Origin of the sequence: Anaeromyxobacter sp. K (assembly GCF_000020805.1) — a bacterium.
GTDB lineage: Bacteria > Myxococcota > Myxococcia > Myxococcales > Anaeromyxobacteraceae > Anaeromyxobacter > Anaeromyxobacter dehalogenans.
This window is the reverse complement of the sequence record NC_011145.1, coordinates 3,716,123-3,742,168: the sequence shown is the minus strand read 5'-3', so window position 1 is coordinate 3,742,168 and position 26,046 is coordinate 3,716,123. Positions and strand designations below refer to the sequence as shown.

The window sequence follows — 26,046 nt, the reverse complement described above, 5'->3', positions numbered from 1 at the left end:
GCCCGGCCGCTAGCGCCGCCGATAGTGCAGCGTCACGATCCCCGACTTCAGCCGCCTCGCCGACACGAGCTTCAGGCGGAGCGAGGGCTGCAGGCCGGTGAACAGGTACGGACCGTGCCCGGCCACCACCGGGTGGACGACGAGGCGATACTCGTCCACGAGACCGAGGCGCTGCAGCGCGGCCGAGAGCTGGGGGCTGCCCACCAGGATCCCGCGCGGCGTGGCCTTCTTCAGCGCCTTCACCGCCCGCGTCAGGTCTCCCTCGACGAGGTGCGTGTTGCTCCACGGGAAGTCGCGGCGCGTGGTCGAGACCACGTACTTGGGCTTCGCCTCGAGCTTCCTCGCCCAGGTCCGGTCCGCCGGCCTCGCCTTCGGGTCGCGCGCCACCTGCGGCCAGGCGTCCTCCATCAGCTCGTACGTCCGGCGCCCGAAGAGCATCGCACCGGCGGCATCCATCCGGCGCGTCCAGTAGCGGAGCATCTCGTCGTCGGCGATCCCCTCGCGGTGGTCGCAGCACCCGTCGAGCGTCACGTTGAGCGCGAAGGTCAGGAGTCCCATGGAGTCGATGGCCGGATGCGTCGAATCACGCAGCCGTCAGCCACGCCGCGCCGCCTCGATCTTCGCGACGTCGATCTTCGTCATCGGCATCATGGCCTCGAAGGCGCGCCGCGCCTCCTCGCCCCCTGCCTCGAGCGCTTCCATCAGGACCCGCGGCGTGATCTGCCACGACACGCCCCAGCGATCCTTGCACCAGCCGCACGCGCTCTCCTGGCCACCGTTGCCGACGATCGCGTCCCAGTAGCGATCGGTCTCCGCCTGATCCTCGGTCGCGATCTGGAACGAGAACGCCTCGTTGTGCTTGAACGCGGGACCCCCGTTCAGCCCGATGCACGGCACCCCGGCCACCGTGAACGCGACCATCAGCACGTCGCCCTTCTTGCCGCTCGGGAAGTCGCTGGGCGCACGGTAGATGCGGCCGACGGCGCTGTCCGGGAAGGTCTTGGCGTAGAAGCGGGCCGCGGCCTCGGCGTCCTTGTCGAACCAGAGACAGATCGTGTTCTTCGTCATGTGCTCGTCCTCCGTTGTGGGGCGCCTGCCGCCCATCGACCGCGGCGGCGGTCGGATGGGGAGAGTCGGTACCGAAGGAACGCCCTGCCGACGAGCCATCGGAAGGGGCTCCACTCATCCGACCCGGCGGCGGAGAAGGGCTCATCGGTCGCACCCCATGCGAGACGCTCCTCGGCGCGGCGAACGCCCGACACTTCTGAAGGAGGGCGCACGAGGAGCGCGCATGGAGACGCTCGGAAAGGCGAAGCGGGTCCGCATCTACGTGAGCGAGGACGACCGGGCGGATGGCAAGCCGCTCCACCTCGCGATCCTGGAGCTCCTCCGGCGGGAGAGCGCCCAGGGAGCGACCGTCCTGAAGGGCGTCGAGGGCTTCGGCGCGACGGGCCGGATCCACGTCAGCAGCCTCGCCGACGTCGCCTGGCGCCTGCCCCTCGTGATCGAGTGGGTCGATCGTCCGGAGCAGGTCGAGCGGCTCGCGCCCCGCCTCCGCGAGCTCGTTCGCCACGGCCTCATCACCGTGGACGACACGGACGTGCTCCTGTTCGAGCCGCACCCGGTGCGGGATCTCACCACGACGGCGGTCGTCGCCGACGTGATGAGCCGGGACGTCGTGACGGTGGCGCGCTCGACGCCGGTGCGCGAGGTCGTGGAGCTCACGCTCGGCAAGACGTACCGCGCGGTCCCGGTGGTCGAGGACGGTCGGCCGGTCGGCATCGTCACCAGCAGCGACCTCGTCCACCGCGGCGGGCTCGGCGTCCGGCTCGACCTGCTGGCGAGGCTCGACAAGCCCGCGCTCCAGGAGCTCCTCGAGCGCCTGACGCAGCAGCGCCGGACAGCCGCGGACGTGATGACGCCCGATCCCGTGACCGTGAGCTCCTCCGCCTCGCTTCCCGCGGCGGCGGAGCTCATGGTCCGTGGCAGGCTCAAGCGCCTCCCGGTGGTGGACCACGCCGGGTCGCTCGTCGGGATCGTGAGCCGGGTGGACCTGCTCCGCACGGTCGGCATCGGGTACGGAAAGAAGGAGCCGGTCGCGCGAGAGCTGGGGCTCGTGGGGGATCAGCCGCTCTCCCGCGTCATGCGGCGGGACGTACCCGCGGTACGACCGGACACCTCATTGCCCGAGGTGTTCCAGGCGGTGACGTCCACACGCCTCAACCGTGCGCTGGTCCTGGACGAAGAGAGGCGTCCCGTCGGCCTCGTCACCGACGCCGAGCTCCTCGAGCGCGTGACGCCAGCCCTTCGTCCCGGCGCGATCCGCGCGCTCATGCAGCGGCTCCCGTTCCGGCACGCGAAGGGCGAGGAGTCCGCGGCGGCGCACACGCGCGGCCGCACGGCGGCGGACGTGATGAGCCGGCACGTGGCCACCGTCCGGGAGGACGTGCTGCTCTCGGAGGCGATCGCGAGCATGCTGCGCGGCGAGGACAAGGTGCTCGCCGTCACGGACGCGGAGGGGCGCGTGGTCGGGATCGTGGACAGGGCCGACCTGCTCCACGGGCTCACCGGCCCGCCTCCCACGCCGAGAGCGGTCCCGTAGACGGGGCCCGCGCGCTCGCCGGATCCGATCGACGAGCGCGCCAACGGGACGAGGATGGCGAGCCGCAGGCTCTCCGCAGAACCTAGACGACCATCACGTGACCGTCGGGGACGAACGGGCAGTCGTCCTCGTCGAAGGTGATCGTGAGCTGATGCGTGACCACCATCCCGCCGATGATCTGTGCGGCGTCCTCGGGCTTCAGGTCCGGCGTCGCGTGGTTGACGTCCTGCGCGATGACGAAGTAGCGCCACAGGCCCGCGGATGCCTGCGAGAAATGGCGTCGGCCGGCGTAGGTGCCGTCGCCGGGCTTCTCGTCCGGCAAGCTCCCGTCGTCCTGAAGCAGGAGCTTCGCCGACTGGCCCTGCGGGCCGACCAGGAAGCACTGCACGAGCAGCTGGGCTCCCCGGAACAGGTTCCCGTCCTGGTCGCGGAAGCGAGCCTTGATGACCCACTCCCCGTCCTTGGCGTACGAGGCCACCACCTCCGGGGCGTCGATCTCGTAGCTCGAGGTGACGTGAAGGTTGTGGTTGAGGTCGTTTCCGGACGCCTCGTAGATGGCGGCGTTCGTCGCTCGCTTGTAGTCCCACCTCGCGCGTGCGGCGAAGGGGCGGCCCAGCGCCACTGCCTCGGGATACGTCAGCTCTACGCGCAGCAGCTCCTTCATGGTCAGCTCCCCGGCGCCGGGGAGGGTCGCGTCCTGTCCGCGCCGGATGGGGTCGCGTGCGTCGCTCATGGCCGCCGCGGTGGCCGCCGCCGCGGCGGCCGCGACGAGCCCGGCCGCGATGGGGCTCGTGCCGCCGCCGCCGGCCCGGACGCCGCAGCAATCCCCCACCGGACTGCCCGTATCTCCGGAGCCGCCGCCGACCACCACGTCCCCGCTGCCATCGACGGACTCCGCGATGGCGGCCGCGATCAGCAGCAGCACCGCGAGGATGCACAGCACGATCTTCCACCACGGGTCCTCGAAGGGCAGGTCGGAGTACTGCCCGGCGTAAGGCGGAGTCGGGGTCCAGGCCATCTCCACGACGTGGGGCAGGTATCCGGGGGGACAGAACTCGAAGCTCGGCCCGAGCCGCTCGAAGAGTGCGGTGAGGTTCCCGGTCGCGAGCTTGGCTCGATTCAGGCCGCGCAGCCGTCGATCGCTCGTGTCGTGTGCCAGCTCGTCGGCGGACCGTGGGTCCTCGCGCCGCTTGTGACCGCAGCAGCCGTCCGGCGCCGGCTGCGTGTTCTTGCAGCCGCGGGCGGGCCGGACGAGATCGAGGAAGTTGACGGACAGGACTCCCTGAGGCGTCTCCGCGTGGAAGGTATGGGTGGTCGGGTCGAAGGCGACGCCCATCACGAAGATCTTCTTGATGAAGCGGCTCTTGGTCCCCGCGGCGTCCTCGACGATGAAGCTGATGTGGTGGACGCCGCTCGGGCACTGGCTGAAGTCTGCCAGCCACTGCTCCACGTGAACGGCCTTCGCAGGCAGCGTCGGCAGGAACCGGGTCCCGGGGGAGTAGGCGATCGCGGGGTGCGACACGCTCTCGATGTAGACCTTCGGGGCAGCCACGCTCCCGCCGCCAGCGTTCTGGACCTGCAGGTTGATGTTCTGCTTCCCGAGCATCGTGACGAAGATGCCGTCGGGCAGCATCAGGCCCGTGATCAGGTCCGACGCGAAGGGACGAGTCGGGACGGTGATGGCCATGATGGCGCTCCTCTCGACCAGCAGAAAGACATCGAAACCGGACGGCGCGGCGCGCAGCACCCGCTGCGCCGGTCAGCCCATCACGAGCACGCTGATGCCGCCCGCCAGCGTGTCGCCCCGGTATTGCGCGACGTGAAGGAGCGCCGCGCCTCCTTCGACGCGGCCGACGAGCGTGGTGAAGTGGCCGCCCTTGCCGCGTATCGAGACCTCCTCCACGCGGCCGTCGTCGCGCCTGTCGAGCACGTCCTCGGTGGGGCATCGGGCCTGCACGAAGGCCGTCCGGACGAGCTTCCCTTCCAGCTTGGGCCGCTCGAGCCTGAGGCGTCTCCGCAGCGGATCGAGCTCGCGGAGCGTTCCCTGACGGACCTTGAGCTGGTACCGCCCCTCGGTCCGGAGCGCGTTGTACACGGTGAAGGGGAACGCGAAGAAGCCGCGCAGGGCCTGCACGACGTTCAGGTTCCGCTGAGCGACGTGCCTGTCGGTCGGCACGTCGAAGTCCGGCACCGGCGGGAGGGGATCGAGCGTGGTGTGGAACGCCTCCGCGAGCACGCACTCGTGGCCACCGTTGACGTGTTCCGGGATCCAGGGCGCGAGGCACAGCACCTCGGCCGACTCGTTGGGCAACAGGTTCACGTTGGACGCGCCGATGAAGTGTGCGGTGTTGCGGTCGAATCCAACGGACGGATTGGCCCAGTAGAAACGCACCGCGGCATTGCTCACGTTGCTCGTGCCCTTGTTGGTCACCAGCGCCCAGAGGTAGCAGGGCTGCCCGATGACGGGCGCCCCCGCGGGGCCTTCGGGGTCGGTTCCCGGGACCGTCCAGACGTCGGGGCTCATCCACCACGGCTCGCCATCGCGAATCTCGAGTTCGACCGGCACGGGAGGCCTCCGGAGCTGAAGTCGTCGACGCTCGCGCTCGCGGCCCGGTCCGACGCTCCGGGACTGCGGCCGCGCGCGTCTCGTGCCCGGAAGACCGGAGTGCACGGGCAGCGTGACCCGACATGTCGGGGTCACACCTTGCGTGTGCCGCGTCGACCGCAGACGGCGTGAGACGGCACCCGGTGGTCCTCGCCGGAGGCGGCCGGCGCTCAGAGGGCGGCCGGCCGGAGAGGCGTCAGCCCCCACCGTTCGAGCCGATGCAGCACACGTCCGCGAAGGGACCTCGACCATCCGCACGCCGCTCTTCTCGCCGCTCGGAGGGCCGCCGGGTGCACGGACGATGCGGGGGACCGCGCTTGCGTGCGAAGGTCCTGGACGGTGGACCCGAGGGGAGTCCTCATGGCAGCGGCGACGCGGCTATGTCTCGATGTGCGGACGTCTGCGCGGCGCGTGAACCACGTCGTCGCGGTTCGGGGGACGCCACGCGAGGCTGGCCATGAGCTCGAAGCCGCAGAACGAGAAGCAGCGCTCGGGTGCACCCGGTGCAACTCAGGCCTTCGTGGTGGGGCTTTGGGGCGTTCGATACCAGGTCAAGGACGTCGAGCGCGCGCTCACCTTCTACACGCAGACCCTGGGCTTCAGGCTGGACATGCAGAACCTGCCGGCCTTCGGCCAGGTCTCGGTGGGCGGCCTCAAGTTGATCCTGAGCGGTCCCGGCGCATCGGGCTCGCGGCTGCTGCCCGACGGCCGTCAGCAGGAGCCCGGTGGATGGAACCGGGTGGTCCTCCAGGTGGAGGACCTGCCTGTCCGCATCGCCGACCTGAAGCAGGCGGGGGTCCGGCTCAGGAACGAGATGGAGGTGGGCCCCGGGGGCAAGCAGGCCCAGATCGAGGATCCCGACGGCAATCCGATCGAGCTCTTCGAGTTGGCCCACCGCTGAGCACCGGCCGTCCGCCGCCGATCCCGGACCGGCGCCGGCGCCGGGGAGGTGCGGGTGGAGCGCATCCACGATCACGCCATCATCGGCGACGGCCGGTCGGCGGCGCTCGTGTCCAGGCGCGGGAGCATCGACTGGCTCTGCTGGCCGCGGTTCGACGGCCCGAGCGTCTTCGGCGCGCTCCTCGATGACGGGGCGGGCCACTTCACCGTCGCGCCGACGCAGCCATTCCGGACCCGCCGGCGCTACCTCGGGGACACCAACGTGCTCGAGACGCGGTTCGAGACCGCCTCGGGGACCGTCGCGGTCACGGACTTCATGCCGGTCGCGTCCGACCCGGAGCGGCGGCGCCTCCTCCTCCCCGACCACGCCATCCTGCGCATCGCCGCGTGCGAGCGCGGCGACGTGGAGCTGGAGGCGACGTTCGAGCCGCGCCCCGACTACGGGCGCGAGCGGCCGCGGCTCGTGGACGCGGGCGGGCTGGGGCTGCGCCTGGAGACGCGGGCGGGGCTCGTCGCGCTCCGCGCCGGGCTGCCGCTGCGCATCGACGACGGCGGGCGCGCCACCGGGCGGATCCGGGTCCGCGCCGGCGAGGAGTGCCAGTTCGCGCTCACGCTCGCGAGCGAGTGGCCTGCCGTGCTGCCGCCGCTCGGCGCCGCGACGCACGACGCCCTCCACCGGACGGTCGGCTGGTGGAGCGACTGGGCCGCGCGGATCCGCTACGGGGGACCGGCTCGCGAGGCGGTGGTGCGGAGCGCCCTCGCGCTGCGGCTCCTCGTCTACGCGCCCTCCGGCGCCGTCGTCGCGGCGCCCACCACGTCGCTCCCGGAGCGGGTGGGGGGCGATCTCAACTGGGACTACCGGTACTGCTGGCTGCGCGACGCCGCCCTCACGGTCCGGGCGCTGTTCGGCCTCGGCTTCCAGGAGGAGGCGGACGCGTTCGTGAGCTGGCTCCTGCACTCGACCCGCCTCACGCAGCCGGCGCTCCAGGTGCTGTACGACGTCCACGGGAACCAGCCCGCCGCCGAGCGCACGCTGGGTCACCTCGCGGGCCACCGTGGATCGCGCCCGGTGCGCGTCGGGAACGGCGCCGCGGGCCAGCTCCAGCTCGACGTCTACGGTGAGGTGATCGACGCGGTGGCGCACTTCGTCCGCAGCGGCGGGACGCTCGACCGCGAGACGCAGCGGATGCTGTCCGCGCTGGGCGAGTACGTCTGCCGCAACTGGCAGCGGCCGGACGACGGCATCTGGGAGCCCCGGTCCGGAGCGGCCCACAACACGCACTCCCGCGTCCTCTGCTGGACCGCCCTCGACCGCCTCCTCGAGCTGCACGCGAAGGGCCACGTACGGCGGGCGCCGGTGAGCCTGTTCGAGCGGAACCGGTCGGCGATCCGCAGCGAGGTCGAGGCGCGCGCTTGGAACGCGCGGCTCGGCAGCTACGTGTCGCGGCTCGACGGCGAGGAGCTCGACGCGTCGCTGCTCCTCATCCCGTGGTACGGGTTCCAGGACGCGAGCGCGCCCCGCATGCGCGCGACGTACCGGCGGATCACCGAGCAGCTCGGCGCGCGGGACGGCCTCCTCTACCGGTACCGCACCGGCGACTCGCCCGGCGAGGGCGCGTTCGGGATCTGCTGCTTCTGGGGCGCCGAGACCCTGGCGCTCGGGGCGGGGAGCGCGGCCGACGCGCAGGCCACGCTCGAGCGGCTGTGCGGGTTCGCGAACGACGTGGGCCTGTTCGCGGAGGAGATCGACCCCGCCACCGGCGAGGCGGTCGGGAACTTCCCCCAGGCGTTCACGCACGTCGGCCTCATCAACGCGGCGCTCTCGCTGGAGCGGCGGCTCCGGCGCGAGGCGCCAGCGTCGGCTGCGGAGGTGCGCGAGCTGCCCGCGGCCGACGAGGTGGGCCCATGAGCGTCGGGAGCTGGCTGCTCTGGGGGTTCGTCGGGACGGTCGTGCTCACGACGGTGATGTCGGCGAGCCAGGGCCTCCGGCTCACCCGCATGAACCTGCCGTACATGCTGGGGACGATGCTCACGCCGAGCCGCGACCGGGCGAAGCTCCTCGGGTTCGGCGTGCACCTCCTGAACGGCTGGCTGTTCTCGCTGCTCTACGTCGCCGCGTTCGAGGCCTGGGGCAGGGCGTCGGTGTGGCTGGGCGCCGCCATCGGTCTCGTTCACGCGGCGTTCGTGCTCACCGCCGGGATGCGGATCCTGCCGGGCCTCCACCCGAGGATGGCGAGCGAGGCGCAGGGCCCCGACGTCACGCGGCAGCTCGAGCCGCCCGGGTTCCTCGCGCTGAACTACGGGGCGCGCACGCCCATCACCACGCTCGCCGCGCACCTCGTCTTCGGCGGGATCCTGGGCGCGTTCTATCGCGTGATGCCGGGGTGACGGTGGAGGGATGGCGACGGCGACGTGACCCCGCGGATGCCGGGGCTGCGCGCTCGCCCGTCCCCCACCGCACCGGACCCCGCGTCAGTCGGCGACGCGGACGACGACCTTGCCGAAGTTCTTGCCCTCCAGCAGGCCGATGAACGCCGCCGGCGCGTTCTCCAGCCCGACGACCACGTCCTCCCGCAGCTTCACCTTGCCCTCGGCGACCCAGGCGCTCATGTCGCGCAGGAAGGGGGCGTAGCCGTCCGCGTAGTGGTCGAGGATGATGAACCCCTGCAGGCGGAGGCGCTTGCGGAGCACGAGCGCCATCAGCATCGGCAGGCGGTCCGGGCCCGGCGGCGGCGCCGCGTCGTTGTAGTGCGCGATCCCCCCGCACACCGGCACGCGCGCGCCCTCGCGCAGGAGCGGCAGCACGGCGTCGAGCACCGCGCCGCCGACGTTCTCGAAGTAGACGTCGATGCCGTCCGGGCACGCCGCGGCGAGCTGCTGCGCGAGCCCGGGGTCGCGGCGGTCGAGGCAGGCGTCGAAGCCGAGCTCCTCGGTCACGTACCGGCGCTTCTCGGCGCCGCCGGCGATGCCGATCACGCGCGCGCCCCGGAGCCTGGCGATCTGGCCGACCACGGCGCCGACCGCGCCGCTGGCGGCGGCCACCACCACGGTCTCGCCGGGCCTCGGCTCGCCGATGTTCAGCATGCCGTGGTAGGCGGTGAAGCCGGGCATGCCGAGCACGCCGAGCGCGTACGAGGGGTGCGCGAGGTCGCGGATCGGCATCAGCCCCTCGCCGTCGGAGAGCGCGCAGTCCTGCCAGCCGGTGGCGCCGACCACCAGCTCGCCCTCGCGGAAGCCAGGGTGCCTGGAGGCGACCACGCGACTGACCGTGCCGCCGACCATCGTCTCCCCGAGCTCCAGCGGAGGTGCGTAGGAGGGACCTTCGCTCATGCGGCCCCGCATGTACGGGTCGAGCGACAGGTACACGGTGCGGAGCAGCACCTGGCCGGCCGCGGGCGCCGGCACGGGAACTTGCTCGAGGCGGAAGTCCTGCGCGGTCGGCGCGCCGCGGGGGCGAGCGGCGAGCACGATGCGTCGGTTGATGGCGGGGCGCTGCGACATGGCGATTCTCCCGGTGGGGCCTGAGGCGGGACGTGAGCTGTGAGGTCTTGCGAGGCTCGGTCGCGGTCGAGCCCGCTACCCTTCGACCGGAGGGTGGTGCGGATATGCGGATCAACCCTCCGGACGTCAAGTGAATGCGGGAGCCACGGAGCGCGGGGGGCGCGAGGCGATCCTCGCAGCCCGCGGAGCGCTCGAAGCGATGGAAAAGGGCGTGGCCGCCGTGGAGGGTCGCGTCAGCCACGGCAGCACGAACCCGCGCACGCCGAGGTCGGCCACCGCGGCAGGGGCGGGCCCGGGTGCGCGATGCGGTCCGCTCACCGTGGCGCTGCGCTTCGGAAGCGACCTGATGAAGCGCTCACGCGCCGCGCGGGAGCACGGTCAGCACGCGGACGATGAAGCCGTGGAACTCCTTCATGTAGTTCGCGAGGAAGTCCTTCGTGGAGGGCTCGGTCACCTCGCCCTCGGGCGTGATGAGCCCGGGCTTGAAGTGGATGTACGCCTCGAGCGAGTTCATGAGCGGCGAGTTGCAGAACGCCAGCACGCCGCGAAGGCTCTGCTGCGCGAGCGCCGTGCCGAGCGATCCGATCGACGCGCCGATGATCGCCGACGGCTTGCGGGTGAAGGAGTTCTGGCCCCAGGGCCGGCTCGCCCAGTCGATCGCGTTCTTCAGGCCGCCGGGGATGGAGCGGTTGTACTCCGGCGTGACGAACAGGATCGCGTCGCTGTCCTCGATCGCCTTCTTGAACGTGCGCGCGACGGGCGGGTAGTCGGCGTCGTAGTCGTAGCTGTAGAGCGGGAGGTCCTTGAACGGGATCTCGGTCATCGCCAGCTCGGGCGGCGCGAGGCGCACGAGCGCCCCGGCGAGCTGGCGGTTGATGGACGCCTTCGCGAGGCTGCCGATCAGATAGCCGACCTTGTAGCTGGCCATGGGAACCTCCACCGAGCGCGGGAGGCTCGGGCAGGCGGCACGACGCCGCCTCATGGCGCGAAGGATAGGCGGCGCGGACCCGGCGGGCACCGCGACCGCTCGGGTTCGGCCGGTCAGGGCGGTCCCGCGGTCAGGGCCCCGGCGCGTCGTACTCGAGCAGCCGCCGCTCGCCCTGCAGCGCCCGCAGCGGCGTCAGGTCCTGCGTGACCTCGAGCGTGCCGAGGTACGCGCCCGCGGCGTCGCGGACGGCGAAGTAGCGGATGTGCACGAACCGGCCGTGGAGGTCGATCCAGAACTCCGCCACGCTCTGCCGCCCGGCCTTGAAGTCCTCGACGATGCGCTCCACCACGTGGACGCTCTTCGGCGGATGGCAGTGCTTCACCTCGCGGCCGATGACGGCGCGCGAGCGGGCGAAGACGCGGTCCGGGCCCTCGCTGAAGAACGCCACCCGGTCGTCCCGGTCCACGAACGTGAGGTCCACGGGCAGCGTCTGGAACAGCCCGAGGAGCTGCTCGAACGAGAGCGTGCCGCTCGGGAACTGCACCGCCTGCGCCGGCGGCAGCTTCACGGCGTCGGTCACCGGTCGCGGCTCGGGCGGACGGTAGCCCGTGGCCGGCGCGACGAGGCACCACCCGTACTCGGGGCTCTGGCGGAAGATCTCGCCCCAGTCCTCCGCGGTGAACAGCCCGAGGGTCATGGGCAGGAGGATGTTCTCCTCCTTGTAGATCATGCCCTCGAGCGCGGAGAGCGCGGGATCGAGCACGGTCTCGGCGACCACCTTCAGCTCCGCGCCCGAGACCTCCTCCTCGCCCAGGGCGGCGAGCGAGGCCTTCAGCAGCTCCCGCACCTCGTCGTCCTTCCCCCACATCACCTTGCTCGGGCCGGTGGTGCCGTGGCGCTCGAGCACGCTGAAGACGAGGTGCTCCTTGCGCTGGTAGTGCTTGTCCACCTCCCAGAGCACCTCGAACGCGCGGCGCGCCTCGACGCGCTCGGCATCGAAGCGTCCCTCGTCCGGGAGCGCCGCCAGGTTCCGGACGAGCTGGCGCGCGGCCTGGGCCGCGGCACCGAGGGCGCGGTTCTCGGCGCGGAGCTGGTGCACGGGGTGGCCGGGCGCGAGCGGCATGGGCGTCGCGGGCCGGGTCATCACGTCCTGCAGCACGTCCGCGTGCAGGTCGCAGAGCGCCTGCACCTCCTGGTGCGTCATGCCCTCCGCCATGAGCTGCTGCTCCATCGCCGCGACCTCGCTCGCGTCCACGTCCGCGATGAGCGCCGCGAGCCGGCCACGCACGGCCTCCGGCGCCTCGCCGCGGTGCAGGTGCAGGATGATCTCCTTCAGCGTCTGGACGCGCTTCTCGCGGTTGTTGATGAGCTCGCTCATCCGGCCCTCCGGAAGTAGGTCCGCACCAGGGCGTCTCCCTCGGAGACGCTGAAGCTCTCGAAGCCCTTCCCGCGGGCGAGATCCACGAGCGGCGCCGGGACGAAGGGCGTCACGAGCTCGTAGACGTCCCCTTCGCCGAGCGCGGCGAGGTCCGCCATCACCTTCGGCATGGGGTGCTCGCCGGCCTCGATGGCCGCGCGCGCATCGTGGCGCCGCGTCACCGCCTGCTCCGCCGCCCACGGTGGGCGCCGGCCGGGCACCCCGGCCTCCGCCGCCGGGACGGCGAGCGGCGCGAGCCCGGCGGCGGTGCGGAGCCGCTCGATCAGCGTGGCGAGCGGGACGCCGCCGACGACCGAGACCTGGCGGAGCGTGGCGACCTTCGCGACCGTGCGCCGGAGCACCGGGTTCCTGAGCGCGCGGTACCGGGGCGAGAGCTCGACGAGCACGTCCTCGAGCTGCGGCCAGCGCTCCAGCAGCTCTCCGACCCGCGAGTCCGGCGTGATGTTCGCGGCGCCGTCGTCCTTTGCGGCCATGACGATCTCCCCTCGCTCGACGCCTCGTCGCGCCGCGTCACGCGGAACCTTCGCGGACGAGCTGCATCGCCCGGACGCACAGGTGCCCGCCCACCTTGGAGAGGAGCGGCTCCAGGTGCGGCCGCGGATCGCAGGCGAGGCGCCACAGCAGCGCGGCGAGCGCCTCGCCCGACGCCCGATCGCGCTCGCGCGACCACCACTCCGCGAGCTGGATCATCGGACAGCGCTCGACGGCGGCACGGAAACCCTCCGTTCTCCGCTCGAGATCGTGCTCCACCGCCTCGGCGAGCGCACACGGGTTCGTGCAGCCCAGGAGGAGCCTCACGCGAAGGGCCTCCTCGCGGAAGCCCGCGTGATCGCGACGGCCGAACCCGTCGAGCAGGGACTCGACGTCCTCGCGGCGGAGCAGCACGCCGGTGACGAGGGCCAGCGTCGAGGGATCGATGTCCCAGATCCGGCGGGGGGCGACCTCGGGCGATGGACGGCTGGCTCCCGGATCGCGCGCCCTCGCGCTCGGCCGCTGCGGGCAGCCATCGCAGGCCTCGACGAGATCCGACGGGGAGGGGAGAGGAGGCGTCCGGTCGTCGGTGATAATGCGACTCATTATCATCATGGGGCGACCATACGTCTCGGGGCCGGGCGCAGTCAACCCTCCTCGCCGCGCCGGGACTGTTGCATCTCAGCAACAGACAAGTGCCGCCGCCTGCATTGCGCCGAAACGGGAACAGCGCCAGATTGCCTCCCGTACCGAGCGCCACGCGCCCTCCACCCCGGAACCGAGGAACCAAGCCATGACGAATACCTGGGACATCGACGTCAGCCACTCCGCCATCCACTTCCACGTGCGCCACATGGTCATCTCGAAGGTGCACGGCCGCTTCGCGAAGTGGTCGGGCGCCATCCAGCTCGACCCGCAGGACCTCACCCGGTCCTCGGTCGAGGTGACCATCGACGCCGCCTCCATCGACACGCAGGTGGCCGACCGCGACACGCACCTGCGCTCGGCGGACTTCCTGGACGTCGCGAAGTACCCGCAGCTCACCTTCCGGTCGAAGCGGATCGAGAAGGGCGGGGCCGGCTACCGCGTCACCGGCGAGCTCGAGCTGCACGGCGTGAAGAAGGACGTCGTCCTCGACGCCGAGTTCGCCGGCACGGGCAAGGATCCCTGGGGCAACGAGCGCGCCGGCTTCGCCGCGAAGGCCTCGCTGGATCGCCGCGACTTCGGCCTGGTCTGGAACGCCGCGCTCGAGGCGGGCGGCGTGCTCGTCGGCGAGAAGGTCGAGATCACGATCGAGCTCGAGGCCGTGAAGAAGGCCGCCGCCACCCCCGTCGCGGCGTGATCCCGCGCGCGCGCGGCGATCGCTCCGCGCCGCAAGCGAGTCCTCCCGCGGGCCGGCTCCGGCAGGGGCCGGCCCGCGCCGTTCTCGAGCTCCGTCCCGCGGGGCTCCTCCGCCCCGGACCCACGAACCCCAGCCGCATGTCCCGCCGCCGCCTCACCTGGATCCTCGGAGCGCTCGCCGCGATCGGCCCGCTGTCGATCGACACGGCGGCGGTGGCGTTCCCGAGCATCGCGCGGTCGCTCGGCGCGAGCATCCCGGCGGTCCAGCTCACGCTCGCCGCCTACCTGGGCGGGATCGTCGCCGGACAGCTGATCCACGGTCCGCTCTCGGACCGCCTCGGCCGCAGGCCGCCGCTCCTCGGCGGGCTGTCGCTGTACACGGCCGCCTCGGTCGCCGGCGCGCTCGCCCCGACGCTCCAGGTCCTGTGGGCCGCGCGCTTCGCGCAGGGGCTCGGCGCCTGCGCGGTCATCGTCGTCTCGCGCGCCGTGGTGCGCGACCACTGCGCGGCGCGCGAGGCCGCGTCCGTGTACGCGTCTCGCATGCTCGTGAGCGGGGTGGCGCCGGTCGTCGCCCCGGTGCTCGGGGGGCACCTGGTCGTCGCGTTCGGCTGGCGCGCCGTGTTCGCCGTGCTCGCGGCCGCCGGGCTCGCGCTCGCCCTGCTGGTGGCGCTCGCGCTGCCGGAGAGCCTCGCCCCGGCGGGCGCGCCGGCCCCAGCCCGCCACCCGCTTCGCGGGGCGGCCGCCGCCCTCCGCGACGGCAGCTTCGTGCGCCTCTCCCTCGTCGGCGGCGCCAGCGAGGCGGGGCTGTTCGCCTGCATCTCGGCCGCGCCCTTCGTGTTCATCGAGCGGTTCGGCCTGTCGCCCGAGCGGTTCGGGCTGGTCGGCGCGGCGAACGCGCTCGCCGTGGTGGGCGGAGCGCTGGTGAACCGGAGGCTCGTGCGAAGGGTGGGCGTCGCCCGCGCGCTGCGCGCCGGCACGACCGCCGCGACGGTCGCCTACGCCGCGCTCGCGGTGGCGGTCCACATGGGCGCCGGCGCCGCCCTGGTCGCCGCGTTCATGATCGCCGGCGTCGCGACCGTGGGCATCGTGCTCCCCAGCGCGACCGCGGGCGCGATGGACCTCCGCGGCGAGCGCGCCGGGAGCGCCTCGGCGGTGCTCGGGCTGGTCCAGTCCGGGAGCGGCGTCCTCGCGTCCGGCGCGGTGAGCCTGCTGGCGGACGGCACCCCGCGGCCGATGGCGCTCGTCATGCTCGCCTGCAGCGGCGTCGCGCTCGCGCTCTCGCGGCGCGGGCGGCCGCGAGGCGAGGCCGACGCCGTCCCAGGGCGGGACGCGGTGATTGGCCCGGTGCGATGAAGCTGCCATGGCGTCGAGTCGTGCCGACGAAGCCGCGTCGCCCACGGACACCCCGGCGCCGCGCCGCGACGCGCGACCCGCCGGCGCAGCTCCCCGAGGCGATCGCCGCGCACACACCGCTCCGGTGGCTGGCCGGGCCGGAGGACATCGCCGGGGCCGTCGCCTTCCTCTGCTCCTCTCACCCGGTCGCCAGCCCGGTCGCGGCTCGCGCCGCAGGGCAGGCCGCTTGCCCGGGCATAAGCAGGATTTGAGGCCGGGAGGGACGACAGATGAACGACCGCTGGATGGTGCAGGACGGGATGACGGTTCTGAGCAGCGATGGCGAGAAGCTCGGCAAGGTGGTCGCGAAGGACGATCGGACCTTCACGGTGGAGAAGGGCCTCTTCTTCCCGAAGGACTACATCGCCCGGTACGACGAGATCAGCGGGATCACCGACGACGAGATCCGGCTCGCGATGACCAAGGACGCCTTCGTCGCGATGCGCGAGCGGGGGGACTACGGGTTCACCGACACCCGCGACACGGCGCGGACCAGCGCCGAGGACATCCGGGTACCGGTGCACGAGGAGGAGCTCGACGTCCTGAAGCGCGAGCGGGATGCCGGCGAGGTCCGGCTCCGCAAGGACGTCGTGACGGAGACGAAGCACGTGGACGTCCCCGTGACGCGCGAGGTGGTCCACGTGGAGCGCACGCCGGCGAGCGGCGAGCGCGCCATGAGCGCGGGGGAGAGGGCGTTCGAGAAGGACAGCGTCTCGGTCCCGGTCCACGAGGAGGAGGTCGAGATCCGCAAGCGTCCCGTCGTCAAGGAGGAGGTCCGGCTCCGCAAGGAGCGTGTGACCGAGCAGCGAGCAGCCGACGAGGACCTCCGCAAGGAGCGCGTGCACGTCGAGGGCGAGGGTGGTGCGCGCCCGCTCCGGGGCGACGAGCCTGGGCCGTTCCCGCCGAGGCGGGACGATGACGACCAGCTGCCGTGACGGATGATGGACCAGAGCTCCCCCCGGCCATGGAGCGCCGTGGCAGGGGGAGCCTTGGATGTCGAGCTGGCCGCGTGGCGGGGCCGGCGCTGGACCGGTCCCGCCACACGGCCCCCCGCGCTACGGGTTGCGCGCCGCGGCGCGCTGCACGGCCCCGATCTTCACGACCGGCAGGAACCCCTGATCCGAGAGCGTCTTGGTGAGGTGGGCCGAGCAGCTCAGCGTGGCGCCGCGGTTGCCGGTCGCGTCGCACCGGCCCAGCAGGTCGGCGATGGTGCAGCCGTTCGTGAACAGCGTGTTGCTCACGCCGGTGTCTTCCCCGCCCACGATCACGGTCGCGCGCAGATCGGACCCGAGGCACTGGTCCCCGGCGTCGTCGGCGACGCCGTCGAGGTCGCCGTCGGGGTACCAGCCCACGTCGCGCAGGAGCGGCCGGGTCAGGTCCTGCGGCAGGTCCACCGAGTGCGGCAGGTCGGCGTTGATGGCCGGCTCCATGAGCTGGTTCGGGGAGGTGCTCGTGTCCCAGTGCGACACCGACGAGCCGGGCTGCACCGGGTTCGGCGTGTAGAGCAGGACCTGCCCGTCGCGATCGGCGCCGGCCATCACGGCGAGATCGAGGCCGAGGGTCACGTTGACGGCGCCCTGCGCCAGGGCGGCCCTGAGCGCGTTGCCGTCCGCCAGCGTGACCCGCACCGACGGGATGACGATGGACGGGTCCGCCCCGCCCAGCCCCGCCGGCGGCCCGCCGGCCACGTTGTCGGCGACGATCACCGCGATCGCGCCCGCGTCCTGGGCGTTCTTCACCTTCACGGCGAAGCCGCAGGCGCCGCGATCGACCAGCGCGATCTTGCCCGCCACCCCGGCCGCCGCGTCGATGACGGTGCACGCGTCGGTGGAGGAGGGGCCGGTCGGGTTCGAGGCGTCGGTCGCCAGCGCCACGTCACCGGTGATCCCGGGGGAGCCGATCGCCGGGCCGAACGAGGCCGCGCCGACCTGGTAGTCGGCCGGGGCCGGGGCGTTCACGTGCAGCAGCGGCGTCCCGGGCGTCAGCACCGCGGGCGCGGCGAAGGTGACGCTCGGTCCGTTCCAGACCACCGCGCGCGGGTTGACGGCGGAGGCCTGTCGCTCGGCGTCGGTCATCTGGTCGCGGAACTTGCCCGCGGTGTCGTCGAAGTAGAACTTGGAGTAGACGTCGCCGAAGCCGACGAGGTACGCGCCGGTGCTGACGTTCGCGAAGCTGGAGAAGCCGAGGCCGTGCGCGAACTCGTGCAGCAGCACGGTCACGAGGTTGATCTGGCTCGCGGTGTGGCCGTTGTCGAGCCCGTAGTACCAGCTCGTTCCGGTGAGGCACCCGACCTTGCCGATCTCGCTGTTGAACCGGGCGCGGAGGTCGTCGGCGCTGGAGTTCGGGTCGCCCGGGGCCAGGTCGGTGAAGGCGAGCTTGTTCGCCAGGGCGACGTGGTACCAGGTGTTCTCGAACGCTGCGCCCGGGAAGTCGCGGAAGACCTGGATCGCGCCGGCGGAGCCCAGGGTGGCCGCGCTCGCGGTGCAGGCGAGCGGCACGAACGACGCCTGGATCCGGACCTCGACCGCGCTGTCGAGCGACGACGCCCAGATCTCGGCGGCGCGCTGGAACGCGATGAGCCGTTGCTGGCCGACGGTGGTGCCCGGGTTGCCGCCGACCGGGGCCGCCGGGGTGGGATCGTTGAAGCCCACGCCGGGCGCGTTGACGTTCACGATCGTGATCTGCGCGGCGGGGAGGGCGGCGCCCGGGAGCGCGACCGCCAGCAGCGCGAGGAGGAGCGAGGACCGGTTGGCGCGCATGGTCACTCCTCCTCCAGCGGGGCGGCCGCCGGCGCTTCGGCCGGCGCGAGCTGGCCTTCCAGGAACGACCGGGCCTCGGCGGGCGTGCCGACGCACTCGGTGCGGACGCCTTCGGCGCCGACGCGGGCCAGCGAGACGCTCTGGAAGCGATCCTGAAGGTCCAGGCCCACGGCGCCGTTCGGCAGGATCACCTCGGCGAGACCGTCGGACGACTGGCTCACGAGCGGCTCGAGGCCGCGGAGGAGCTCCTCCAGCTCGGCCTGCGTCGGCTGGCGGAGCGCGTGCGTCCGCGGATCGGTCGCGGCCTGGGCCGCCGACGCGCCGGCGACGTCCGGGTCTCTCCGGGCTTCCTTCGCGGCGTGCTGGCCTCGCGAGACGGCTGGCGCTCCGAGTAGCGCGGCCACGGTCATGACGAACGGTACGGTTTGGCGCATGTTCCCCCGCTGAACTGTTGGTGAAGGTGAGGCGGTGTGGACGCTACGTAAAAAGGCGCGTCGCGCTCCCGCAATGGGCAACGGCATCCCCGAAGGGTGGGGCATGTTCACGCTGCGTCCTCGCAGCCGGCGCGTCGGCTGGCGCGTGTCCCCTCGACAAGGGATGGCGCGAACGCGGTCGATGCGCGTCCAGCGTCGGGCGCCCCCGAGCCGCCGCTGCGCGCGATCGACCGACCCGGGTCACCCTCCTCGCGGGGCTGCTCGCTTGCCAGGCCGCGGCGGGGTCGCCAGCGTGAGGCGCTCTCCCCGAGGAGACCGCATGCGCAGAGGACTGCTCGTCTCGCGGGCGTGGCCGCAGGCCGCGCTGCTCGTCCTCGTCGTCGGGTTCGGCATCCTGGGCGTCCTCGCCTGGCGCACCTACACCGCCTCGCCGCCCATCCCCGAGAGGACGCTCGATCCGCGCGGCCGCGTGGTGTTCGACCGCGAGGACGTCCTCGCGGGCCAGGAGCTGTTCCTCACGCGCGGGCTGATGGACTACGGCTCCGTGCTCGGGCACGGCGGCTACCTCGGGCCGGACTTCACCGCCGAGTACCTGCGGAGGTCGGCGCGCTTCGTGGCGGCGCGGAACGGCGAGTCGGAGCGCGAAGGCGGCCCGCGGACCTGGGCCGAGCTCCGCGAGAACCGCTACGACCCTGCCACCGGCGTGCTGAGGTTCACCGACGGCCAGGCGGCGGCGTTCGACCACGTGCGCGAGTCGCTGCGCGCGTTCTTCTCCCTGCCGAGCGCGAGGACCGGGCTCTCGCCCGGCCTCGTCTCGACCCCCGAGGACCTCCGTCAGCTCACGGCGTTCTTCGCGTGGACCGCCTGGGCCGCCTCCACGCACCGCCCCGGCGCCGACTACTCGTACACGAACAACTGGCCCCCAGAGCCGCTCGTCCTGAATCGTCCCACCGGCTCGATGGTGGTGTGGAGCGTCCTCTCGCTCGTCGCGCTGCTCGGCGGGACGGGGCTCCTGTTCGCCGCGTTCGGCCGGTGGCGGTTCCTCGGCTGGCAGGGTCGCGAGACGCAGACGCTCACGTTCCGGCGGCCGCAGGACGTTCCGCTCACGCCGGGCCAGCGCGCCACCGGCTGGTACTTCCTCGTGATGGCGCTGCTGTTCCTCGCCCAGACGCTGGTCGGCGGTGCGACCCAGCACTATCGCGCCGAGCTCGAGGGCTTCTTCGGCATCGACCTGGCGGCGCTGCTCCCGTTCAACGTGGTCCGCACCTGGCACCTGCAGCTCGCCATCTTCTGGGTGGCGACGTCCTACCTCGCCGCCGGCATCTTCGTGGCGCCGATGATCGCCGGGCGCGAGCCCCGCGGACAGCGGGCGCTCGCGTTCGCGCTGCTCGGGGCGCTCGCGGTGGTGGTGGTGGGCAGCCTCTTCGGAGAGCTCGCCGGCATCCACGGGTGGATCCGCGGCTACTGGCTCGGGAACCAGGGGTTCGAGTACCTCGAGCTCGGGCGCTTCTGGCAGGTGCTCCTCATCGCGGGGCTCTTCGCCTGGGCGGCCATGCTGTACCGGACGCTGCGCCCGCGCCTCGCCCGCGAGCACCTCGGCAACATGCCGTGGCTGTTCTTCTTCGCCGCGCTCGCCATCCCGGCGTTCTACGCGGTGGGCCTGCTCGCCCACCCGCGCGCGCACTTCACGGTCACCGACTACTGGCGGTTCTGGGTCGTGCACCTGTGGGTCGAGGACTTCCTCGAGCTCTTCACCACCGCGATCGTCGCCTACCTCTTCGTCCTGCTCGGCGTGGTGGCGGAGAAGGCCGCGGTGCGGCTGGTCTACCTCGAGATCATCCTCTACTCGGTGGGCGGCGTGGTGGGGACGATGCACCACGTGTACTTCTCCGGCGAGCCGGCCGAGCACATGGCGCTGGGCGCGTTCTTCTCCGCCGCCGAGGTCATCCCGCTCACGTTCCTCACCGTCGAGGCCTGGAGCTTCCTGTCGCTCGCGAAGGCGCAGCAGCGCGAGGGCGCGGCGCCGTTCCCCCACCGCTGGGCGGTCATGTTCCTCGCCGCGGTGGGGTTCTGGAACTTCGTGGGCGCGGGCATCTTCGGCTTCCTCATCAACCTCCCGATCGTCTCCTACTACCAGGTCGGCACGGCGCTCACGGCGAACCACGGGCACGCCGCGATGATGGGCGTGTACGGGATGCTCGCGGTGGCGCTGGCGCTGTTCGCGGTGCGCTACCTGGTCGCGCCGGAGCGCTGGTCCGAGCGGCTGGCGAAGGTGAGCTTCTGGTCGCTGAACCTCGGGCTCGGCTGGATGGTGTTCGCGACGCTGTTCCCGATCGGCGTGCTCCAGCTCTACCGGTCGGTGACGGTCGGATACTTCGAGGCCCGCCAGCTCGAGTACGTCACGGCCCGCCCGCTCTCGCTGTTCGAGTGGTGGAGGCTCCCGGGCGACGCCCTGTTCATCGTGGGCGGCGTGCTGCCGCTGGTGGTCCTCTGCTGGCGCGGGATCCGGGCGGCGCCACGCCCCACCACCGCGCCCGCCGGGGAGAGCCCCCTCTTCAGCGACGTGGAGGGCCCCGGCGCGGCGGCCGAGGGCGCGCCCGGTGGTCACGCGGCGCCCCGCAGGCTGTGACCGGGGCGGCCGTCGCGAGGCCGGCGGGTCGGGGCAGGCGAGGGCGGCCCGCGTGCGCACCTTTCGCCTGATGCCGGTCTGGGCGTGGGCGGGGACGTGGGGGCTGGTGGCCGGCTCGGCGCTCGTGCTCGGGGCGGCCGCCGGCTTCTACGCTCGCGTCCCGCAGCGCGTCATCGCCGTCGTCATGGCGTTCGGCGCGGGGGTGCTCATCTCGGCGCTGTCGTTCGATCTCATGGACGAGGCGTACCGCCGCGGAGGCTTCGACTCGACGGCGATCGGGTTCGTGGCCGGGGCGGTGGTGTACACCGCGCTCACCGCGGTGCTCTCCCGGCGCGGCGCCAGGCACCGGAAGCGCTCCGGGCCCGGGAAGCAGCCGTCCGAGTCCGAGCACTCCGGCAGCGGGCTCGCGATCGCGCTCGGCGCGCTCCTCGACGGGATCCCGGAGTCGATCGTCATCGGCTGTCGCTGATCGGCGGCGGCGCGGTCAGCTGGGTGGCGGTCATCGCGATCTTCGTGTCGAACGTGCCCGAGGGGCTCTCGAGCGCGGCCGGGATGCGGCAGGCCGGCCGCACGCCAGCCTACGTGTTCGGCGTGTGGGCGGGGATCGCGATCGCGTCCGCCGTCGCGGCCCTGCTGGGCTTCACCGTGTTCCGGGCCTTCCCGCCCGACGTGATCGCGGCGACGACGGCGACGGCTGCCGGCGCGATCCTGGCGATGCTCGCGGACACCATGATCCCGGAGGCGTTCGAGAACGCCCACGACGTCGCCGGGCTCGTCACGGTGTTCGGCTTCCTGGGCGCGTTCGTCCTCACGAAGCTGGGAGGGTGACGCGAGGGCAGCGGCGCCGGCCCCCGTTCACGTCGGGCTCCACCGCGGGGAAGAACCACGAGGGCTCACGGCATGGCGACGACGGCGCGCCAGATCCTGCGGACCTACGTCGTCCTGACGCTCCTCTCCACGTTCGCGTCCTCCTTCATCTGGGGAATCAACACGCTGTTCCTGCTGGACGCGGGCCTCTCCGTGGCGCAGGCGTTCGCCGCGAACGCGTTCTTCACCGCCGGGCAGGTGCTCTTCGAGGTGCCGACCGGCGTCGTCGCCGACACCCTGGGACGGCGGGTGTCGTACCTGCTCGGCGCCGCCACGCTGTTCGTCGGGACGCTCCTCTACCTCGTCATGTGGCGCCTCCACGGACCGTTCTGGGGCTGGGCCGGGGCGTCCATCCTGCTCGGGCTCGGGTTCACCTTCTTCTCCGGTGCGACCGAGGCGTGGCTGGTGGATGGCCTGCACGCCACCCACTACCCGGGCACGGTGGACGCCGCGCTGGCGCGGGGCAAGATGGCGGAGGGCGCCGGGATGCTCATCGGCACCATCCTCGGCGGCGTCGTGGCGCAGACGACGAACCTCGGCGTGCCGTACGCGCTCAGGGCCGCGGCCCTCGCCCTGACCTTCGCCGTCGCGCTCGCGTCGATGCACGACGTCGGCTTCACGCCGCGGCGAGGCGCGTCGGTGGTCGCGGAGGTGCGGGCCGTGCTGCGCGCCTCACTCCACCACGGCCTGGGGAACCGGCCCGTGCGCTGGGTCATGCTGGGCGGCCTGCTGGGCGGTGGCGTCCCCATCTTCGGCTTCTACGCCATGCAGCCGTACCTGCTGCGGCTCCGCGGCGAGGGCAGGTCGTACGCCGTCGCGGGGCTCGCCGCCGCGCTGGTGGCCCTGGCGCAGATCTCCGGCGCCTACGTCGTGCCGTGGGTGTCGAGGCGCTTCCACCGTCGCACCACGTTCCTGCTCTTCACGACGGCGGCGAGCGCGGCGTGCATGGCGGGCATCGGGCTGTTCCCGCGGTTCTGGGTGGTGCTCGCCCTGCTCGCGGGCTGGGCGGTCGCCTTCGCGATGACGATCCCGATCCGCCAGGCGTACCTGAACTCCCTCATCCCGTCCGCCCAGCGGGCGACGGTCCTGTCCTTCGACAACCTGCTGGCCTCGGCGGGCGGCGCGATCGCCCAGCCGGCGCTCGGCAAGATCGCGGACGTGTGGAGCTACCCCATGTCCTACGTCGCCGGGGCCGTCATCGAGCTCACGGTCCTCCCGTTCCTGGTGCTCGCGCGGCGCGAGCGCGCACCGTCGGATCGGATCGACCCGCGCGGCGTCACCCCCGCTCCGCGCGCAGCCCCGCCGGCACGAGGACCTTCTCGGCCAGATCGAACAGCCCCTGCACGCCGAGCGCGAGGAGCGCCGCGGGGACCGCGCCCTCGAGGATGAGCGGCACCGACAGCAGCCGGATGCCGGTGAGGATGGGCTGGCCGTAGCCGCCCGCCCCCACGAGCGCGCCGAGCGTCGCGGTGCCGACCGTGATGACCGCGGAGGTCTTCACGCCGGCCAGGATGGCGGGGGTGGCGAGCGGCAGCTCCACGAGCCGGAGGCGGGCGAGCGGCGGAAGCCCGAGCGCCTCGGCCGACTCCCGCAGCTCCGGCGCGAGCCCGGTGAGCCCGGCGTGCGTGTTCCGCACGATCGGCAGGAGCCCGTACAGGAACAGCGCCGCGATGGCGGGGCGCGCCCCGATCCCGAGGAGCGGGATCATGAACACGAGGAGCGCGAGCGAGGGGACGGTCTGCACCACCCCCACGAGCGCGAGCACGAGCCGGCCGAGCCGCGGCCGGCGCGCGGCCAGGACCCCGAGCGGCACCGCGGCGAGGATCGCGCCGGTGAGCGCGACGGCGACCAGGACGAGGTGCTCGAGGGTGCGGTCGGCGACGCGACGCGCGAGCCTGTCCCTGGCCACCGGCGCCGGCGCGAGCCCGAGCCGTTCCGCCACGAACTCCGCCGCCACCTCGCCGGGGTCGGCGTGCTCCAGCTGCACGCGCGCGTTCATGGCGGTCATCTCGCGCGCGGTGATGGTGCCCGCGAGCCGGCGGATGGCTGCGACGGCCGCAGGGGCGCGCGCGTCGAGATCCAGCCGCTGGAGGATCACCGCGTCGTAGCGCGGGAACGCCCGCCGATCGTCGTCCAGCACCGTCAGGTCGAGCTGGGCGATCTGGGCATCCGTCGAGTACAGGTCCACCACGTCCAGCGCGCCCTCGGCCAGCGCGCGATAGGCGAGGTCGTGGTCGAGCCCGCGCACCGAGGACGCCGAGAGGCCGTAGCGCGCCCGGAGCGCCGGCCAGCCGTCGGCGCGGTCCACGAACTCGTTCGTGAAGCCGAACCGGAGCCCCGGGTGACGGAGCAGGTCCGAGATGGCCCGGATCCCGAGCCGCTCGGCGGCTGCGCGCCGCATCCCGAGCGCGTACGTGTTCTCGAAGCCGAGCACCGCCGCCACGCCGATCCCGCGCGCCGCCAGCGCGCGCCGGAGGGAGGCGTCGTCGCCGATCGGCTCACCGGCCAGGATCTCCCGGACGAGGGTGCCGGTGTACTCGGGGTAGACGTCGATCTCGCCCCTCGTCAGCGCCTCCCACACCACGCGCGTCCCGCCGAGCGCCCGGCGGTGGACGGCGGCCGCCCCCGAGGACGCGGCGGTCCGCGCGACGATCTCGCCGAGGACGACCGACTCCGTGAACGCCTTCGAGCCGATCTGGACCCCGGGCGCCGCCAGCGCGGCGAGGGCGAGGGCCACCGCGAGCGTCACCGCTCCTCCGGGAGGACGAGGGCCCGGTGCGCGCCGACGAACCGGGCGACGAACGGATCGGCGGGGTTGCGAGCGAGATCTCCGAGCGTCCCGACCTGGACCACCCGGCCGTCCCGCAGGAGCACCAGCCGGTCCGCGAAGAAGGCCGCCTCGGCGAGATCATGGGTGACCAGGATCACCGTCTTCGACACCGCCCGGAACGCGGCCCGCAGGTCCTCCTGCAGCTCGGCCCGCGTGATGGGGTCGAGCGCGCCGAGCGGCTCGTCGAGGACCAGGAGCTCGGGATCGAGCATCAGCGCCCGGGTCAGGCTGACGCGCTGCGCCTGCCCGCTCGAGAGGGCGCCCGGGTGGCGCTCCAGCGCGTCGGCCGGAAGGCGCGCCAGCGCGGCCAGCTCCGCGAGCCGCGCGCGCACGCGCCCCGCGGGCCAGCCCAGGTGGCGCGCGACGAGGCTGGTGTTCGCGGCGGCGGTCAGGTGCGGGAACAGGCCGCCGCCCTGGACGACGTAGCCGATCCGCCTGCGCGCCGCGTGGTCGTCGGGGCCGATGGGCGCGCCCAGGAAGCGGACCTCACCGGCGTCGGGGCGGAGGAGCCCGAGCGCGATGCGGAGGAGGGTGGACTTGCCGGCGCCGCTCGGCCCGAGGAGCGCCACGGCCTCGCCACGGCTCACGGTGAGTGACACCGGACCGATCGCCGCCGGCCCGCGGAACCGCTTCGTGACCTGGTGCAGCTCGAGGACGGGCTGGGTCATTCGGTGAGCGGGGCCGCGCGTCCCCGCCGCCCCTCTCGCGTCTACCTCTACCCCGGTCCGCGGGGTCACGGTGCGGACATCCGGGGAACGACGATCGCGCCGGGGGCGCCGGACAGGCACGCGCGATCGAGAGCATCGAGCGCGTACCCATCAAAGGCGCGCCACCGGGCGCCGGGTCGTCGGCGCTCGTTCCCGGAGGATCCGCGCGGAGGTCGGGGCGAAGCGTGCCCTGCGCGCGGTCCGGCGATCGGGGCGGCGCGCCCGCCGCGGTGTCTCGCCGGCGCGTGCCGACCGGCTACTGGATGGTTCCGCCCGACGCGGTCAGCCTGTCGATGAGGGGCTGCAAGTCGCCGAGCGAGGCCCCGGACACGTTCATCGAGGATCCGACGAAGGCGGACATCCCCCGCGCCGAGGCTCGACGTGCCGGCCGTGCCCTGCATCATGGTCCCGCCCATCATGCCCCCCATCCCGTCCATCGAGATGGCGGTCGATCCCATCATGCCGTTCATCACGCCGTCGGTGGCGTCGTCCATCATGGCGGTGACCATGCCGGACGAGGTCGTCATCCCGAGGGTCATCGCGGACTGCGACTCGCCTGCAGCACGAGGGGACCGGCGTGGTCACCCGAGGTCGGGGGTGAAGGCGGACACCACGCTCGCATGAACACCCCCGATCGCGACG

25 protein-coding genes are annotated in these 26,046 nt (G+C 72.9%); 12 read left to right on the top strand and 13 right to left on the bottom strand.

Features of this window, described 5'->3' with window-relative positions:
• Positions 1-9: 9 nt before the first annotated feature.
• Both ANAEK_RS16705 and ANAEK_RS16700 read right to left on the bottom strand, forming a co-directional pair.
• A complete protein-coding gene (locus tag ANAEK_RS16705; RefSeq protein WP_012527311.1) occupies positions 10-558 on the bottom strand; it encodes a dihydrofolate reductase family protein in 549 nt (182 codons plus the stop codon).
• A gap of 36 nt (positions 559-594) precedes the next feature.
• Positions 595-1,068: a VOC family protein gene (locus ANAEK_RS16700; RefSeq protein WP_012527310.1), complete on the bottom strand. Its 474-nt coding sequence runs from the start codon at positions 1,066-1,068 to the stop codon at positions 595-597.
• 223 nt (positions 1,069-1,291) lie between these two features.
• Here ANAEK_RS16700 and ANAEK_RS16695 point away from each other — a divergent pair, with 223 nt between their 5' ends.
• On the top strand, positions 1,292-2,602 hold the full coding sequence (locus tag ANAEK_RS16695; protein ID WP_012527309.1) for a DUF190 domain-containing protein: 1,311 nt from the start codon (positions 1,292-1,294) through the stop codon (positions 2,600-2,602).
• Between the two features lie 82 nt (positions 2,603-2,684).
• On the opposite strand, the gene ANAEK_RS16690 is transcribed toward ANAEK_RS16695, so the two are convergent.
• Entirely contained in the window at positions 2,685-4,289 is a 1,605-nt protein-coding gene (locus ANAEK_RS16690; RefSeq protein ID WP_012527308.1) for a hypothetical protein, read from the bottom strand.
• A gap of 72 nt (positions 4,290-4,361) precedes the next feature.
• On the bottom strand, positions 4,362-5,168 hold the full coding sequence (locus ANAEK_RS16685; RefSeq protein WP_012527307.1) for a hypothetical protein: 807 nt from the start codon (positions 5,166-5,168) through the stop codon (positions 4,362-4,364).
• Between the two features lie 496 nt (positions 5,169-5,664).
• On the opposite strand from ANAEK_RS16685, the gene ANAEK_RS16680 reads away from it, so the two are divergent.
• From ANAEK_RS16680 to ANAEK_RS16670, 3 genes are read left to right on the top strand one after another with little or no spacing between them, the layout of a single operon-like run.
• Entirely contained in the window at positions 5,665-6,108 is a 444-nt protein-coding gene (locus tag ANAEK_RS16680) for a VOC family protein (protein WP_012527306.1), read from the top strand.
• 54 nt (positions 6,109-6,162) lie between these two features.
• Positions 6,163-8,016: a glycoside hydrolase family 15 protein gene (locus tag ANAEK_RS16675; protein ID WP_012527305.1), complete on the top strand. Its 1,854-nt coding sequence runs from the start codon at positions 6,163-6,165 to the stop codon at positions 8,014-8,016.
• Positions 8,013-8,495, top strand: a complete 483-nt coding sequence (locus ANAEK_RS16670) for a hypothetical protein (protein ID WP_012527304.1) — start codon at positions 8,013-8,015, stop codon at positions 8,493-8,495. Before ANAEK_RS16675 ends, ANAEK_RS16670 begins: the two co-directional genes overlap by 4 nt.
• Before the next feature lie 84 nt (positions 8,496-8,579).
• Here ANAEK_RS16670 and ANAEK_RS16665 read toward each other — a convergent pair whose 3' ends face one another.
• From ANAEK_RS16665 to ANAEK_RS16645, 5 genes are all read right to left on the bottom strand, one after another.
• Positions 8,580-9,608, bottom strand: a complete 1,029-nt coding sequence (locus ANAEK_RS16665) for an NADP-dependent oxidoreductase (protein WP_012527303.1) — start codon at positions 9,606-9,608, stop codon at positions 8,580-8,582.
• A gap of 355 nt (positions 9,609-9,963) precedes the next feature.
• Positions 9,964-10,590, bottom strand: a complete 627-nt coding sequence (locus tag ANAEK_RS16660; RefSeq protein WP_232288250.1) for an NADPH-dependent FMN reductase — start codon at positions 10,588-10,590, stop codon at positions 9,964-9,966.
• A 76-nt stretch (positions 10,591-10,666) separates the two neighbouring features.
• On the bottom strand, positions 10,667-11,914 hold the full coding sequence (locus ANAEK_RS16655) for a DUF438 domain-containing protein (protein WP_012527301.1): 1,248 nt from the start codon (positions 11,912-11,914) through the stop codon (positions 10,667-10,669).
• Positions 11,911-12,447 carry a DUF1858 domain-containing protein gene (locus tag ANAEK_RS16650; RefSeq protein ID WP_012527300.1) on the bottom strand — a complete coding sequence of 179 codons (537 nt, stop codon included), beginning with the start codon at positions 12,445-12,447 and terminating at the stop codon, positions 11,911-11,913. The genes ANAEK_RS16655 and ANAEK_RS16650 overlap by 4 nt, the downstream gene beginning before the upstream one ends.
• Positions 12,448-12,484: 37 nt before the next feature.
• Positions 12,485-13,051: a hypothetical protein gene (locus ANAEK_RS16645; RefSeq protein ID WP_157376710.1), complete on the bottom strand. Its 567-nt coding sequence runs from the start codon at positions 13,049-13,051 to the stop codon at positions 12,485-12,487.
• A gap of 187 nt (positions 13,052-13,238) precedes the next feature.
• On the opposite strand from ANAEK_RS16645, the gene ANAEK_RS16640 reads away from it, so the two are divergent.
• The 3 genes from ANAEK_RS16640 to ANAEK_RS16630 all read left to right on the top strand — a co-directional run bounded on the left by ANAEK_RS16640 (position 13,239) and on the right by ANAEK_RS16630 (position 16,113).
• Positions 13,239-13,787 (top strand): YceI family protein, encoded by a 549-nt coding sequence (locus ANAEK_RS16640; RefSeq protein ID WP_012527298.1) that lies wholly within the window; start codon positions 13,239-13,241, stop codon positions 13,785-13,787.
• A 137-nt stretch (positions 13,788-13,924) separates the two neighbouring features.
• Entirely contained in the window at positions 13,925-15,139 is a 1,215-nt protein-coding gene (locus ANAEK_RS16635; RefSeq protein WP_012527297.1) for a multidrug effflux MFS transporter, read from the top strand.
• A 269-nt stretch (positions 15,140-15,408) separates the two neighbouring features.
• The gene (locus ANAEK_RS16630) at positions 15,409-16,113 is read left to right on the top strand and encodes a YsnF/AvaK domain-containing protein (RefSeq protein ID WP_012527296.1); all 705 of its coding nucleotides are present in this window, start codon (positions 15,409-15,411) and stop codon (positions 16,111-16,113) included.
• A 120-nt stretch (positions 16,114-16,233) separates the two neighbouring features.
• Here the strand turns inward: ANAEK_RS16630 and ANAEK_RS16625 are convergent, their stop codons facing one another.
• Both ANAEK_RS16625 and ANAEK_RS16620 read right to left on the bottom strand, forming a co-directional pair.
• A complete protein-coding gene (locus ANAEK_RS16625) occupies positions 16,234-17,937 on the bottom strand; it encodes a PA domain-containing protein (RefSeq protein ID WP_012527295.1) in 1,704 nt (567 codons plus the stop codon).
• A 2-nt stretch (positions 17,938-17,939) separates the two neighbouring features.
• Positions 17,940-18,347, bottom strand: coding sequence for a hypothetical protein (locus ANAEK_RS16620; protein WP_232288249.1), 408 nt, complete (start codon positions 18,345-18,347; stop codon positions 17,940-17,942).
• 343 nt (positions 18,348-18,690) lie between these two features.
• Between ANAEK_RS16620 and ANAEK_RS16615 the strand changes: the two genes are divergently transcribed.
• The 4 genes from ANAEK_RS16615 to ANAEK_RS16605 all read left to right on the top strand — a co-directional run bounded on the left by ANAEK_RS16615 (position 18,691) and on the right by ANAEK_RS16605 (position 23,256).
• Positions 18,691-21,000 carry a nitric-oxide reductase large subunit gene (locus tag ANAEK_RS16615; protein ID WP_012527293.1) on the top strand — a complete coding sequence of 770 codons (2,310 nt, stop codon included), beginning with the start codon at positions 18,691-18,693 and terminating at the stop codon, positions 20,998-21,000.
• 70 nt (positions 21,001-21,070) lie between these two features.
• A complete protein-coding gene (locus tag ANAEK_RS23180; RefSeq protein ID WP_232288248.1) occupies positions 21,071-21,469 on the top strand; it encodes a ZIP family metal transporter in 399 nt (132 codons plus the stop codon).
• A 23-nt stretch (positions 21,470-21,492) separates the two neighbouring features.
• Positions 21,493-21,828, top strand: a complete 336-nt coding sequence (locus tag ANAEK_RS23175) for a hypothetical protein (protein ID WP_198137442.1) — start codon at positions 21,493-21,495, stop codon at positions 21,826-21,828.
• 72 nt (positions 21,829-21,900) lie between these two features.
• Entirely contained in the window at positions 21,901-23,256 is a 1,356-nt protein-coding gene (locus ANAEK_RS16605; protein ID WP_012527292.1) for an MFS transporter, read from the top strand.
• Here ANAEK_RS16605 and ANAEK_RS16600 read toward each other — a convergent pair.
• Together ANAEK_RS16600 and ANAEK_RS16595 are read right to left on the bottom strand one after the other, a co-directional pair.
• The gene (locus tag ANAEK_RS16600; RefSeq protein ID WP_012527291.1) at positions 23,144-24,616 is read right to left on the bottom strand and encodes a glycine betaine ABC transporter substrate-binding protein; all 1,473 of its coding nucleotides are present in this window, start codon (positions 24,614-24,616) and stop codon (positions 23,144-23,146) included. The two genes, ANAEK_RS16605 and ANAEK_RS16600, sit on opposite strands and share 113 nt — an antisense overlap.
• Entirely contained in the window at positions 24,613-25,365 is a 753-nt protein-coding gene (locus tag ANAEK_RS16595; RefSeq protein WP_012527290.1) for an ATP-binding cassette domain-containing protein, read from the bottom strand. Before ANAEK_RS16595 ends, ANAEK_RS16600 begins: the two co-directional genes overlap by 4 nt.
• Positions 25,366-25,821: 456 nt before the next feature.
• Here ANAEK_RS16595 and ANAEK_RS16590 point away from each other — a divergent pair, with 456 nt between their 5' ends.
• Positions 25,822-26,028, top strand: a complete 207-nt coding sequence (locus ANAEK_RS16590) for a hypothetical protein (protein ID WP_232288247.1) — start codon at positions 25,822-25,824, stop codon at positions 26,026-26,028.
• The last annotated feature ends 18 nt before the right edge of the window (positions 26,029-26,046 follow it).